Source organism: Corynebacterium sp. CCUG 51687, from assembly GCF_024453995.1.
GTDB lineage: Bacteria > Actinomycetota > Actinomycetes > Mycobacteriales > Mycobacteriaceae > Corynebacterium > Corynebacterium pseudogenitalium.
Genome location: NZ_JAGPYT010000008.1, coordinates 1 through 13,989 on the forward strand (window position 1 = coordinate 1; position 13,989 = coordinate 13,989).

Consider the following 13,989-nt stretch of genomic DNA (forward strand, 5'->3'; position numbering starts at 1 on the left):
GCCGAAGAAGCCCAGGGTTCTGTCAAGGTTGCTGTTGCAGGTGACCCTGAGCTTCACCGTGGGGAGAATACGGTGAGTGTGAAGGTTCAAAATCCTGGGTTGGATGCAGCCCGGATGCGTGTTGAGGTTGTCTACCCGTCTGGGAAGGCTGAGCAGACTGTGACGGTTGCAGGCCAAGGCGAGGCAACGGTTGCGCTGCCAATCAGTGTTGGTGTGGTTAAGACGTCGTCGTTGCCGTTGGATGTGCGTGTGGTCAATGAGGATGGCTCCCAAGCCTTTGCTGGCCGGTTTGATGTTGCCGCGGTCATGGATGCGGATGTTGATGGTGATGCGATGGCTGGTGCGCCTCGTAAACCGCAGCAGAATACGCAGACTGCCCCGACGACGGCGAAGGCTGGTAAGCATGAGTCTTCGCAGCAGTTGACGACGGCGCAGCGTCCAGCGGCGAGTGTGCAGGATGATCGTCAGGATGCGGCAAGCAAGGATCGTATCCAGGCGGAGGGTGAGACGAATATCGCGGCGATTGTTGCTCCGATTGTGGTGCTGCTGCTGTTAATTGGTGGTGGTGTTGCCGCGGCGATGTCTGGTGGTCTGCACTTCTAGCCGGATGTGATGTGGGGCCTGTGGTGCCGGGAGTGCTCCTGGTGGCATGGGCCCCGTTTTTCTATTGTGTGTCGGGCTGGGGTGTGGGATTGTTCCCCGGCAGCACGAACTATTTTCGAGTGGCATGAGGGGGTGCACCAGAATCCGGGTTTTGCCGCCCGTCGTGACGAGAACTTGCTGGTCGCGTCTGCATGCGATGGTAATGTGGTGCCCAGCCAACACACAGGAGAAAGTGCGCTTTGAAGAAAGACGGTTCAACGGCCAGGAGACCTATTGGAGTGGATGGCCCAGAGGGAGGATCAGTGGCCTGGTGGAGGCACGCCTCCCACAAAACGCGTGTTACGGCGCTATCGACCGTAGCGATCGTGGGGGTCGCAACCTTCTTTCTCTTCAGATGGCTGATGCAGGATCAAACCATTTCAGTATCGGTAGTAGCAACTATCATTGCGATCCTCACCGCGCTGAACCTGCTTCAGGTTTGGGAACGATCGACAGTTTAGAAAAGGGACTTGGGGCGCAGCTAACGCGCGAGTAGAGAGCTACGGTGCTGTCTCATCGCGGTGAAGTGATGGTGAGGGTGCGGTGCGCACTGGGTGTTGGGATTGTTCCCCGATGCTCATCATCAGGTTCAGCGGGGAAGGATCTTCGTGGACATGCATCCCGACCTGGGGGAAACGAATTCGTTGGTCGACGGGAGCGGGCCGGAAGGCTGAAATGGTTCCCGGGCGTGAGAACTATTTTCGAGTGGTATCAGCAGGTGGCGCACCAAAATCCGGGTTTTGCTGCCCGTCGCGACGAGAACTTGCTGGTCGTGTCTGCATGCGGTGGGAATGTGGTGCCCAGCCAACGCACAGGCAACCAAAACATCCCGCAGCGCCAGCTCAGCGCACGAAAAAACTCCCCACCGACTTGGACTCATGGTCCTTGCCGATGGGGAGTGTTCGCGTTCTTATGCGTTTGGACGCTTACCGCGGTTCGCGCTCTTCTTGCGACGGTCCTTACGCTTACGGCCACGCTTGCTCATGGTGCCTCCTTTAAAATGCGATGAATTAGGTGCAAACCTAGTTACGAAGTATTCAGTTTATCGTTGTTGCCGCAGTGCGGTGAAATCCCCCGAGGAAATTCTGCGAGAGGCACCGGCAATAGCCGTAGAGCTTAGGCCGACAGGCGTGCGCGGTTGCGTGCGCGGGCCTTGTTGCGGCGCTTCAGTGCGCGACGCTCTTCCTCAGAAAGGCCGCCCCAGACGCCGGCGTCCTGGCCGGTCTCCAGTGCCCACTTCATGCAGTGGGAAGTGACTGGGCAGCGGTTGCAAACAAGCTTGGCTTCGGCGATCTGAGCGAGTGCAGGGCCGGAGTTGCCGACAGGGAAGAAGAGTTCTGGGTCTTCGTCGCGGCAAACGGCTTCGTGGCGCCAATCCATAATAAGTACTCCTTCAAGATCAAAAATGTTTCGTGACTATGTATTTTTTGCGCACCACATTCACAACCCTTTTGGGGCGTGTTGCAAACTAAGTTTGATTCCATTGCCCGGGCGAGTGCTCCGCATCGTGCGGGACTCCACTTCCAGACCTGGCGTTAACCCTGTGGTGACTTAGGGTTAAGGGCTGTGACACCAGCCCGTAATTTTTGCTACTCGAAAATTATGGCATGTATTTCGCCGTTCCGCTAGGGTTCTGGCCAAAAATGTGACTGGAATCATAAGAATTGTATTCATGGTTACCGCTCATAACGCACGGCAAAAACATGGAACCAATGAACTGTACGCTCTTGAGCTGCATATATAAGAAAAGAATTAGCTGACATATGTGTTCGCTAAGGTCAAATCGGCAATGTCTGCACCGCAATTGGTGTCGGAATCTGGCCCTGATCATTAGACTCCGTTGTGTGAACAGCAAAGAAAACTCATTGGACCACACTGGCGTTCCGGGCATGCTGCGGTTCGGGGCGGTCGTCGTGTTGCTGCAGTGCTTGGCGATGCTCGGCTACATCATCATGCTGATCTACGCCCAGATTGAAGGCATTAGCGATAGCAGCATTGAATCGAGCACCGAAGCAAGCCACTACGTGGCGTTGGGCACGGCGGTGTTCCTTGCCATCGTCTTCGGTTTTGTTGCGTTTGTGGCTATCTCGACGCTGCGGGGGCGGCCAAGAGGCTCGGGCGCGATCGTGCTCATCGAGGCGATCCTGCTCGGTGTGGCGTTTTATATGTTTCTCGGGGGCGCGCACCTACTCAGTGCGGCGACGGCGCTTTCGGCGGTGCTCGTGTTGATTACGGTGTTCCACCCGGCGTCAGCGGCCTACCAAGAGGCGATGTACGAACTGAAAAAGGCCCGCCGCTAGCGAAGCTAACAAAGCTACCAGGCGACGGGCGCGGGGGAGCGGGGTGCTGCGCGGCGTTAGGAGAGGTTCGTGTTGAGAACGACGATCTCCTCGCCGCGCTTTTCTACGATCGTGGTGCCGGCGGAGTCGATGTAAACGGGGCCGGTGTATCCGCCACGATCGACGGGGATGATCTTCTCCACCTTGTTGTCGTCCCAGTTGGCGACGGCGATGCCGGTGTCGGAGGCGTAGAGCAGGCGCTCGCCGGCGGGGAAGCCGGTGCCAAGCGCGCCCTGGAACACGCCGGTAACGCTCAGGCGGGAGGGTTCCATGAGCAGCAGGGTGTCGCCTTCGTGGTACGTCATGTGGTGGGGCAGGTCGGCGACGGGGAGGACGTCGACAATTTGGTCGATCTTCTGCGGGCCGTCCAGTGGCGGGATTTCGGAGGCGGCGAGGTCGTTGCCGTCCTTGTCGTAGGTGCGGACTTTGTGGCTGTCCGGGTCGTAGATCGCGGCCGCGTCCTGGGACACCGCGACGAGGTAGGCGTTCTCGGAGATGTCGACGCTTTCGTACATCTCGGGCTCACGGGAGTCCTCGGGAGTGGTGTTCTGGAACTTGAGCTTGGGGCCGTCGTCGCAGTACTCCGTGGTCGCCATAATGTCGGTGCGGGTCAGCGCGGAGTTGATGGTGCAGGATTCGGGCTGCATGTCCGGCTCCTGCGGGGCCTCGTTGTAGCCGTACTCGACGGTCTTGACCATGTCGGAGCGCCACAGCTCGACGCGGTGGGAGCTGACGTAGCCGACGCGGTCGTTCGACTGCACTCGCGTAATTACCTCGGGTGCGATGGCGGAGCGTGTGCCCGCGTACTCGCCGGTGAGCGCGTTAATCGTGACGACGTCCCCACAGCCAGCATTGTCGCGGTATGCGGCGACGACCTTGTCCCACGCATGGCCGAGCAGGCATAGCTCGTTCGGGCGTTTGTAGGTCCAGGCGGTGTCGCCGGCCGGCGTGGTTGCGGTGATGGTGCCGTCGTTGTAGGTGATGATCATGCCTGCAGCGATCACGGGTTGGACGCCGGGGGAGGTGTCCGGAAGGCGGAAGGCTTCCTCGACCTTCGAGGGGACGACGGCGAGGCGTCCCGCGTTCTCATATTCCTCCGCCGCCGGCTCCAGGTGAGAGCTGCGGATCGGTGCGGTGAAAAACGCGATGGCAAGGAGGATGATCGCGATCGCGGTGATGACTGCGGTCGCGATCAAGTCGTTGCGGGTGCGACGTAGGGGCTGACTCAACGCCGTTTCCTTCCTGAGCGGTTCGTTCCACGTCTCGTGGAGGGTGTTCTCTCGCCCGAGCGTTGCGGGCGTGCTCCGAGCACTTTACGCGGTTTGCCCACCGTGGATAAAGCCGAGTCCGGAATGTCCAGGGCCTCGAAGAGCTCTTCGGAGGTGGAAAACCACGTTGGGGGCTGGGGCTTGTCGAGGGAAAGCTCCTCGTTGATCGCTTCCCATTTCGCTGTTTCGTCGAGGTCGGCCATGGTCACGGCGGTGCCGGAGTGGCCTGCGCGCCCGGTGCGGCCGATGCGGTGGACGTAGGTCATTGGGTCGTCGGGGACTTGGTAGTTGATCACGTGGGTGACGTCGTCGACGTCGATGCCGCGTGCTGCAACATCGGTGGCGACAAGGATTTCGACGTCCCCTTCGCGGAAGGCGTTCAGGGAGGCCTCGCGCGCACCCTGCCCAAGGTCGCCGTGGACGGCACCGACGGAGAAGCCACGCTGGCCGAGGTCGTCTGCGACGCGCGCGGCGGAGCGCTTCGTGCGGGTGAAGATGATGGTTTTGCCGCGGCCGTTGGCCTGCAGGACGCGCGCGAGCACCTCGGGTTTGTCCATGTGGTGGGCGTAGAACACGACCTGTTTGGTGCTTTCGTGGGTGGAGGCGGCTTCCTCGCCTTGCTCGGCGCGGATGTGGATCGGCGTGTTCATCTTGGAGCGCGCCAGCTGCAGGATCTGGCCGGGCATGGTCGCGGAGAACAACATCGTTTGCAGCTGGTCAGGTAGAGCGGACCACAGCGTTTCGATGTCGGGCAAAAAGCCCATGTCGAGCATCTCGTCGGCTTCGTCGAGGACGAGGATCGCCACGTGGCCGAGCTGCAGCTCGCCCTGGTGGTAGAGGTCGATGAGGCGGCCGGGCGTACCCACGACGACGTCGACGCCCTTGTGCAGCGCGTCGATCTGCTCCTGGTAGGGCCGCCCGCCGTAGATGGTGGCGACGCGCACCGGGGTGTACTTCGCTGCCCGCTCCAGGTCGTCGCCGACCTGCACGGCGAGCTCGCGGGTGGGGACGACCACGAGGGCGCGGGGTGTGCCGTCGAGTTCGGCGATGGTGGCGTCGTCAAATACTCGGTCGAGCAACGGGATGCCGAAGCCGTAGGTTTTGCCCATTCCCGTGCGGGCTTGGCCGATGATGTCGCGGCCGTCGAGCGCGAGGGGGATCGCAAGTTCCTGGATGGAAAATGTGCGATGGATATCGAGCTCCTCGAGGGCATCGATGAGTTCGGCGGCGACCCCTAGCTCATGAAAATCGGGTGACTGTTCTCTAGCAGCTGATTTGGACACGCCCTCATCTTAGCTGTAGGCCGTTACAATGGATTGACATCCGTGAAGATGAACAAAGATGAACAACGATAAGGACGGAAACGAACATATGGATATCAAGATCGGTCTTGCAGACACCGCACGTGAGCTCTCCATCGCGATTGCTGAGGGGCATGAGAATGTGCTCAATACGGTGAAGCAGGCGATTGAGGACCAAACTCCGACGGTGACGCTGGAGGATGACAAGGGTAAGAAGTACTTGGTGCGCACCGAGAAGATTGCGTACGTTGAGCTTGGCTCTGCGCAGGCTCGTTCCGTTGGGTTCATGCGTTAAAACCCGCTACATTTACGACCATGAAGAACAATCACGACACCGACGTTTTCGAGGATTGGGACTTTGAGGACGACGGTGAGTTCACCGCGGTAGACCCGGAAGCGGAGGGTCGGCTTGTGCGCTTCGCCCGCGAGTACGGGTGGCGCGCCTACGCGATTCCGGTGTTGGCTGTGCTGACGGTGTTCGTGATTGTGAACATGCTGCAAAACCCCGACGGGGAGGTGTTTGCGGGAAGCGCTGGTGAGAGCGCGATCGAGCAGCCTGACGGTGACGAGGCCTCGCGCACGGTGAGTGTGCTGCCGGAAGGCCAGCAGGACGTACTGCAGTTGCCGCCGGGTGGCCCGTTTACGGAGACTGGCGAGGGCACCTTTTACGAGGTTGGCCACCCTGGGATGCAGGCTGGCAAGGGGGATGAGCTCACGGTTCGCTTTGTTGTCGAGGTGGAGCATGGGCTCGATACGGCACTGTACGGGGGCAATGAGGCCGTCGCCGCGCTTGTCGACGCCACCTTGAGCGACCCCCGTGGCTGGACCAACGACCCGCGCTTCCGGTTTGAACACGTCACGGCGGCCGATGAGCCATCGCTGAAGATTCGGCTCGCGTCCGCGGCGACAACACGAGAGCTGTGCGGCGTGCACCTTGAAATGGAGACCAGCTGCCGCACCCGCGTGACCGGCGAGGACACGGTCATTTTGAACGAGGCCCGCTGGGTCCGGGGCGCTGCGCCGTATGAGGGGGATCTGGGTCGCTACCGCCAGTACCTGATCAATCACGAGGTTGGCCATGCGCTCGGCTTCGCGCACCACGAGCCGTGCCCGGAAAATGGCGTGCTGGCGCCGGTGATGATGCAGCAGACGCTGAGCTTGAACAATGCGCAGCTGTACTCCTTTGATAAGGAAGAGGTGTACCCGGATAACCAGGACACCTGCAGGTCGAACCCGTGGCCGTACCCGCGCCCGGCAGTGTTGTAAGTGCTGTAGTTGTTGTAGTTATAAACAGGCGACGAGAGGAAGGCGAGCTGCGCTGTGACTATTCCCGAGCATGTGTTGTCGGCGTTTCAGGTTGATGGGGAGGCGGCGTCGACACCTGATGCTGCCTGGGGTGAGGCGAAGAAATTTGGGCGCATTGTGATTTCGCAAGCTGCGCCGACGGCGGCGTGGTCGGGCAAGGTGCGTGAGCGCATCGCTGACCACCTTGAGGGGGTGCACGTTGCGCGTCCGGTGCGTGCGACGGACGGGCGCTTCGTAGTGGCTGGCTTCGTGGCCAACGAGTTCTCGCCCGGTGCGCCGGCGGCCCGCGTGGATGAGGCCGTGGCGGCGGCGCTTGCGCTGGAGCGCGCGCTGCAGCAGGCCGAGGTGGCGCAGGAGCTGCCCGAGCGCGATAGCTCTGACGTGATCGCAGAGGCGGATCGCAGCGCGTGGAAGGGCCACGAGGATGCCAGTGCTGAGGGGCTGTGCGTGGCGCACGTGGACGTGCTCTCCCACACGCTGTTTTCGGGCTACGCCGCGCCCGTGCTGACGGATCTTGTACCTTCGGCGCGGCTTCGCCCGAGGGGGTACTCGGCTGCCGTCGTAATTGTCGACGCCCTGCTCGCCGGGGCTGTCGATCCGCGAATCGTCGAGCGCTGGTCCCACATTCCGGACCTTGTGTTCCTGGCGGGGCGCGCGTTGGATTTCCGGATGCGGATGGCGCAGCACGACGGAACGTTCCAGAATGCGAACGCGCGTTCGAAATTTTCGGAGGTTTCCGAGCTCCTTATGTCCCGCTAACATGCCACAATGGTGGGCATGAATGACCAGCAGTCCACCACACCCCGCGCGTTTTTAGTCCCGCGCGAACACCAAGCGCACGATAGAACGTGGTCGCAGCCACTTCCCACCGAGGGGTTATGGAAGGTAACCGGCCAGGCGGGTTCGGGGGTGACCAGCTTTCTCATCGATACGTTTGTGGCGTCGGCGAAGCGGCAGTCGGACGCGGAGGGCGTCTTGTTCTTGACGGATTCGAAGGAGTCCGCCGCGCGGATCAGGGCGGAGATTTCGGAGCGGCTCGCTGATACTGACTTTGTTGCCGACGGCCCGATGGTGCGCTCTGTGCACTCCCTGGCGTTTGCCGTGCTGCGGGAGCAGCAGGAACAGCTGCGCCTGATTTCTGGCGCGGAGCAGGATGCGGTCATCCGTCAATTGCTGCAGGGACATGTTGAGGATGGCCGGGGGAGCTGGCCCGCGGAGCTGCGCCCGGCATTGCCGATGGTGGGCTTTGCGCGCCAGCTGCGTGACTTTTTGCTGCGCGCGATTGAGCGCGGGCTGGACGCTGAGCAGCTCAAGGTGCTCGGAGCCCGCTACGGGCAGGGGATTTGGAGCGCGGCCGGCGACTTTTTGGAGGAATACCAGCAGGTCATGGCGCTGACCGGGACGGTGCGTTACTCGGCATCCGAGCTGATTGCCAGGGCGCTCGACGTGCCGTTGGGACGGACGTGGCACACCGTGATTGTGGACGACGCCCAGCATCTCTCGCCCGCGGCGGCAAAGTTCGTGCAGCGCCTGCTGCAGGGGGCCACACTCGGGGTTGTGGGTGGTGACTTGGATCAGTCCGTCTACCAGTTCCGCGGGGCAAGCCCGGAGTTCTTTGCCACGCTGGGGGGCCTTGAGCACACGGTGATTGACTTAGGGCAGACCAAGCGCGAACCTGAGGTCTCGGTGGCGCTAGCGCAGACGCCGACGGCGCAGCTCGCGGCGGTGGCGGACGCACTTCGTCGCGCGCACCTCGAGGAGGAGGTCGCGTTTCGGGATATGGCGGTCATTGTGCGTTCGTCAGGGATGATTGAGCCATTCCGCCGCGCGCTGTTGCACGCGGGCGTGCCGGTAGCCCTGAATCCGACGGATGTGGTGCTCAGCGAGCAACGCATTGTTGCCTCGCTGCTGCTTGGGTTGCAGTCGCTGTACACACCGCTGACGGTTGAGCAGTGGCGCGACCTGCTGCTTGGGCCCATCGGTGGTACGGACCCGGTGACGCTGCGCCGCCTGTTGCGCGGCCTGCGGCGTTGGAAGCCGGACTCGCGCGCGGAGGAAACGCTGCGTGACCTTGTTGTTTCCAAGGCAGAGCTGCCGGATTTCGGCGAGGTACTCACTGACCGTGAGCTGCAGATGCTGCACCGCATCCGCCAGGTGTTGGATGCCGCCAGGGAGGTCTACGACGCTGACGGCAGCGTCGAGGAGGTGTTGTGGGCGCTGTGGAACGCCACGGGTTTGGCAGATCACCTCACTGCGGTTGCGCTTCGGGGCGGCACGACGGGCTCGCAGGCTGACCGTGACCTGGATGCGGTCATGGCGTTATTCGACGCCGCCGGTGACTTCACCGAGCGTAAAACCCAGGGTGGGCTCGAGCTGTTCGTGAACAGCATGTTGGAGCAGGAACTGCCTACCGGTGTGCGCGATCGCCGAGCGGCCACGCCGGATGCAGTGGCGCTGTTGACCGCCCATGGTGCGGTGGGCAGGCAGTTTAGCCGTGTCGTCGTTGCCGGTGTGCAGGACCTCGAGTGGCCGAGCCTGGGCGAGACCGGCTCGATTTTCGGCCAGCAGGATCTGGTGGACCTGGTTGACCACGACGTGGATCCCGCCACCCCGGTGTCGCATTTGCGCGAGCGCCTCGAGGAGGAGCGTCGCCTGTTCCACGTGGCGTTGACCCGCGCGACGGAGCGCGTCCTGGTCACGGCCGTCGACCAGACTGACGGCGAGGAGGTCATCGAGCCGTCCCGGTTCATTGAGGAGCTCTGCGAGGAAACCGGCATATCCCCGCAGCTGGTGACGCTGTCCGCGGAGGACGCCGTGGCTGGGGATGACGGTGCGGAGGCTACGGTTGTGCGCGTACTGTCCCGCGATGATTTCCTGGGGGAGTTACGCCGCACACTCGCGGACGAGGAACACAGTACGGAGGCAGACCGGCGCCAGGCCGCGCGCCAGATTGCGCGGCTGGTGGAGGCCGGGGTGCCGCTGGCGGACCCGGAGCAGTGGTGGACCACCACGGAGCCTTCGACGGATGAGCCCGTTGAAGGGCAACGTTCGCTGTCGCCGTCGAGGATTGAGGCGCTGTTGAAGTGCCCGATGAGCTCGGTGCTCGAGCGCACTCTCGGTTTTGATAGCTCGATGCCGATGGTGATCGGATCGATCGTGCACGCCTACTTCGAGGCCCTCGGCCGAGGCGTGCCGGAGGAACAGGCGCGGATGCACACGCTGGCCACGTACCGCGCGATTGTTGACGCCCCCGCGTGGCAGGCCGAGGCCCAAGTCCGCGACTTCGAGGCGATGCTGGAGCGAACCAACAAGTGGTGGGAAAACCGCGCGAAGAAGTTCGAGGTTGTGGGCATGGAGGTGCCGATCTCCGTCCAGGTCGCAGAAGACGTCCATATCCGCGGGCGAGCCGACCGGCTGGATAAGGAAGAAAGCGGCAGCGTGCACATCGTTGACCTGAAGACTGGCTCGACGATGCTCTCCGTAGATAGCGCGAAGGAGTGCGAGCAGCTCATGGCGTACCAGCTTGCGCTGAGCCATGGGCAGCTCATCGGTGAGGGCGACGATCTTCGCGTTGTGACGTCCACCGATGGGCAAGAAGGCCTGGACGTTGGTGGGGCGGCGCTCGTGTACTCGAAGCACGGAACGAACGCCGCAACCACGCGCGAGCAACCGCGCAAAGAAGAGGAAGAACTCGAGTACTTCACCGAACTCATTGCACCGCTGCCCGGCAAGACAACAGGGCCGCAACTCGAAGCGCAGGCGGGCAAGCACTGCGATTACTGCGCTGTGCGCGCGCTGTGCCCGGTCCAGATCGAAGGGACGATGATTTACAATGGCTGATTTCACACCCCAGGAACTCTTCCAGGCGCTCGGGGACGCATTTCCCCCTAGTAGCCAGCAGGCCGACGTAATTGGTGCCGAGCCGGGACCGATGCTGGTCGTGGCCGGTGCTGGTGCGGGCAAGACGAAGACGATGGCGGACCGCGTGGTGTGGCTCGTCGCCAACGGGTATGTGCGGCCGGAGGAAGTCCTCGGCTTGACGTTTACCCGCAAGGCGGCCCGCGAGCTGGGGCAGCGGATCCGGAACCGGCTGCAGGCGTTGGCTCGTCACCGGGAGCTCGTACGGGAGCTTGATCCTTCGGGCGCGCTGGCGGAAAGCTTGGAGGTTATCGCGCCGACTGTTGCTACGTATGACTCGTACGCGGGCGAGCTCGTTCGCGACTATGGGCTGCTCGTCCCGGTGGAGCCGGATGCGCGCCTGATTACGCAGGCTGAGCTGCACGCGATCGCCGTCGAAGTCGTGAGCAATTACAACAAACCACTCATCGCGGAAGGTGCCCCTGCCCCCGCGATGAGCACGGTGGTGGAGGACCTACTGAAGCTCACCACGGCGATGGGCAACGCACTGGCAGACCCAAACGATATTTACGAGGCCGCGGAGATCTTCCTGAAAGAGACGGAATCGCTACCGAAGTCGCCGCGGAGTAAAACCGAGTTCTGCAAGACCATGACGGGGTGGCGCAACAAGCAGCGCCAGCGCCAGTTGATGTTGCCGCTGGTTGAGGAGCTTAACGCGGCGCTGCGTGAGCGTGGTGTGGTCACGTTCAACGAGCAAATGAACATTGCGGCCACGCTCGCGGAGCAGCACGCGTCCGTCGGTGCTGCGCAGCGGCAGAAGTACCGCGTGGTCATGCTCGACGAGTACCAGGACACCTCGCATTCGCAGCGAGTGTTGCTGCGCAGCCTGTTCGGCGAGGGCCAGGACCCCACGTTGACGGTGACTGCGGTGGGCGACCCGATGCAGGCAATCTACGGCTGGCGCGGGGCGACGTCGGAAAACCTCGCGGCATTCGTGGAGGATTTCCCTGCCGCGGGCGGTGTACCGGCGCAGAAGAAGCAGCTCACCATCTCCTGGCGTAACCCGAGCAAGGTGCTTGAGATGGCGAACCAGGTCTCCACCGCGATCCTTGGCAGCGGGGAAGATCGTGCCGTCGCGCCCCTGGAACCGCGCAAGGACGCTGCGGCAGGCGACGTGGAGATGCAGTTCTTCCAGCGGGAGGAGGAAGAAATTGAGTTCGTTGCCGACGCGCTGCAGCAGCAGTTTGAGCAGGGCGGTAAGCTCTCGGCCGCGGTGCTGACCAGGAAGAACAGGCATGCGCAGCCGATCGCCCAGGCGCTTGAGGCCCGTGGTGTGCCGTATGAGATCGTGGGGCTCGGCGGCTTGCTGGATACCCCGGAGGTGCAGGACACGTTGGCTGTGGCCACGATGTTGGTCCGCCCTGAGGATTCTGAGGCGGCACTGCGTGTGCTGGGTGGGCCGTCGGTCGGGCTCGGGCTAGCGGATATGGAGGCGCTCGCCGCACGTGCCAAGAACCTGCAAGCCCGCGCGGACGGCCCGGCCGCGGAGGAGGAAGCAGCCAGGCCGGTGCCCGCGGACCCAGAGGAGCGCCTCATCGAGGAGCTGACGCAGCTTGCACTCGAGGCGGAGGCGCTGAAGATGCAGTCGGCGAAGCCCGCGGGCCTGGCGGACGCGGTGGCGGACCTGGGCGAGCCAGAGCGCTACAGCGAGGAAGGCTACAAGCGCCTGCAGCTGCTGGCGTCGCGGCTGCGACAGCTGCGGCGCAATTCGCTGGGCAAGCGGCTCAGTGACTTGTTCGCGGACATCATCGAGGTCTTCGGTATTCGCGTTGAGGTGCTGGCGCGGCGCTCGTCGGCAGGCACGGTGCACTTGGACCAGCTGCTGCACTACGTCGAGGAGTACCCGGGCACGAGCGTGGAAGCGCTGCTGGACTACTTCGAGTTGGCGAAGCAGCAGGAGGACGGGCTTGCGCCGGGTAACGTCACCGTGCGCGGGGACCGCGTGCAGATCCTGACGGTGCACAAGGCGAAGGGCCTGGAGTGGGATACCGTCGCTGTGTTGCACGCGGATAAGGACACCTACAGCTCAAAGATTGAGACCTTCCTTGCCCAGATCCCGTTCCTGCAGCCTGAGACGTTCGGTGACCCGGACATCTACGAGGAGTTCGCAGAGGTAGAGCACCGCACGCAGTTTAAGAACGCTGCCAATGCGTGGCGCAAGCACATCGGCGAGGGCCTCGCTGAGGAGCAGGCGCGTCTGTTCTACGTGGCTATCACACGTACGGAAAACAGGCTGTTGCTTACCGGGTCGAACATCTCTCTGGGCGGCAAAAAGAATACGAACGGGCCGTACGAGCACTTCGCGGCGTTCGAGGGCCTCGAGCTGCCGGAGCAGGTCGAGGACGAGGATGCGGAGAAAACGGTACAGCAGCCGGAGGTGGCCGTCGGCACGTGGCCTGTGCAGTCCTACGAAGCCGCGCACGCCGCCAGTAGTCAGGCCACTCGCCCGAGTGAGCTGGTCAGGGACGCGCTCGAGACCGAAATCGCGCCCGCGGCCGGCGAGCTCTACGAGCTGTGGGAGCGCGACGCCACCGCGCTCATTGAGGAACACAAGGCGGCGCAGTCGCCGGACGTGCCCGTCATGCTGCCTGGTGAGCTGACCGCCTCAGACGTGGTGGCCATGCAGGCGGACGTGGAACAGTTCGCGCGCCGGGCACGTCGCCCGGTGCCGTTCAAGCCGAACCAGTACGCGAAGCGCGGCACCGCATTCCACGAGTGGATCGAGGATTTCTACGGTGCGCACCCGCTGCTCACTGAGGACGAGCTGCCGGGCATGGGCGAGTTTGAGGTGGATCCGTCGACGCTGCAGAAGCTGAAAGCCAACTTCGAGAACAGCCACTGGGCGTCGAAGACGCCGACGCACGTGGAGTGCCCGTTTGAGCTGGCGCTCGGCAAGGCGGTGGTGCGTGGCCGCATGGACGCGGTCTTTGCGGACGGCGACGGCTGGGTCGTGGTGGACTGGAAGACCGGCAACCGCCCGGTGGGTGCGGCGATGGAGGCAGCGAAGCTGCAGCTTGCCGTGTACACGGAGGCGTGGAAGCGAATCGCCAACGATGGCCGCCCAGTGAAGGCCGTGTTCTTCTATGTCCGCGACGGAAAGGACTTCACCGCGACGGAGCTTCCGGATGCGCAGCAGCTGACGAAGTTGTTGGAAGATGCAGCAAACGGCGCAACTTCCGGTACAGTTTCACGCCGTAGTAGCGAGGAAGGATAGCG

General features: G+C 62.9%; 11 protein-coding genes. 7 read left to right on the plus strand and 4 right to left on the minus strand.

Annotated elements, in window-relative coordinates; translation table 11 throughout:
- Window positions 1-603 (plus strand): hypothetical protein (locus KBX13_RS08230; RefSeq protein WP_256021663.1); only part of this gene is annotated, 603 nt, incomplete at its 5' end.
- A 949-nt stretch (window positions 604-1,552) separates the two neighbouring features.
- Here the strand turns inward: KBX13_RS08230 and KBX13_RS11545 are convergent.
- Window positions 1,553-1,627 carry a 50S ribosomal protein bL37 gene (locus tag KBX13_RS11545; RefSeq protein ID WP_100227335.1) on the minus strand — a complete coding sequence of 25 codons (75 nt, stop codon included), beginning with the start codon at window positions 1,625-1,627 and terminating at the stop codon, window positions 1,553-1,555.
- 131 nt (window positions 1,628-1,758) lie between these two features.
- A complete protein-coding gene (locus KBX13_RS08235; RefSeq protein ID WP_070362936.1) occupies window positions 1,759-2,022 on the minus strand; it encodes a WhiB family transcriptional regulator in 264 nt (87 codons plus the stop codon).
- A 464-nt stretch (window positions 2,023-2,486) separates the two neighbouring features.
- Here KBX13_RS08235 and KBX13_RS08240 point away from each other — a divergent pair, with 464 nt between their 5' ends.
- A complete protein-coding gene (locus KBX13_RS08240) occupies window positions 2,487-2,942 on the plus strand; it encodes a hypothetical protein (protein WP_256021665.1) in 456 nt (151 codons plus the stop codon).
- Between the two features lie 56 nt (window positions 2,943-2,998).
- Here KBX13_RS08240 and KBX13_RS08245 read toward each other — a convergent pair whose 3' ends face one another.
- Window positions 2,999-4,210: a hypothetical protein gene (locus KBX13_RS08245; RefSeq protein ID WP_256021666.1), complete on the minus strand. Its 1,212-nt coding sequence runs from the start codon at window positions 4,208-4,210 to the stop codon at window positions 2,999-3,001.
- Entirely contained in the window at window positions 4,207-5,532 is a 1,326-nt protein-coding gene (locus tag KBX13_RS08250) for a DEAD/DEAH box helicase (RefSeq protein ID WP_070362934.1), read from the minus strand. Before KBX13_RS08250 ends, KBX13_RS08245 begins: the two co-directional genes overlap by 4 nt.
- 58 nt (window positions 5,533-5,590) lie before the next feature.
- Between KBX13_RS08250 and KBX13_RS08255 the strand changes: the two genes are divergently transcribed.
- The 5 genes from KBX13_RS08255 to KBX13_RS08275 are packed head-to-tail and all read left to right on the plus strand — an operon-like array spanning window position 5,591 to window position 13,987.
- Window positions 5,591-5,845, plus strand: coding sequence for a DUF3107 domain-containing protein (locus KBX13_RS08255; protein WP_240492734.1), 255 nt, complete (start codon window positions 5,591-5,593; stop codon window positions 5,843-5,845).
- Window positions 5,846-5,865: 20 nt separating this feature from the next.
- Window positions 5,866-6,816 (plus strand): DUF3152 domain-containing protein, encoded by a 951-nt coding sequence (locus KBX13_RS08260; protein ID WP_256021669.1) that lies wholly within the window; start codon window positions 5,866-5,868, stop codon window positions 6,814-6,816.
- Window positions 6,817-6,870: 54 nt separating this feature from the next.
- Complete coding sequence (locus KBX13_RS08265; RefSeq protein ID WP_256021672.1) at window positions 6,871-7,614, plus strand: hypothetical protein; 744 nt, start codon at window positions 6,871-6,873, stop codon at window positions 7,612-7,614.
- Window positions 7,615-7,632: 18 nt separating this feature from the next.
- Window positions 7,633-10,695 carry an ATP-dependent DNA helicase gene (locus tag KBX13_RS08270; RefSeq protein ID WP_256021673.1) on the plus strand — a complete coding sequence of 1,021 codons (3,063 nt, stop codon included), beginning with the start codon at window positions 7,633-7,635 and terminating at the stop codon, window positions 10,693-10,695.
- Window positions 10,688-13,987, plus strand: a complete 3,300-nt coding sequence (locus KBX13_RS08275; protein ID WP_256021675.1) for an ATP-dependent helicase — start codon at window positions 10,688-10,690, stop codon at window positions 13,985-13,987. Before KBX13_RS08270 ends, KBX13_RS08275 begins: the two co-directional genes overlap by 8 nt.
- Window positions 13,988-13,989 lie beyond the last annotated feature (2 nt).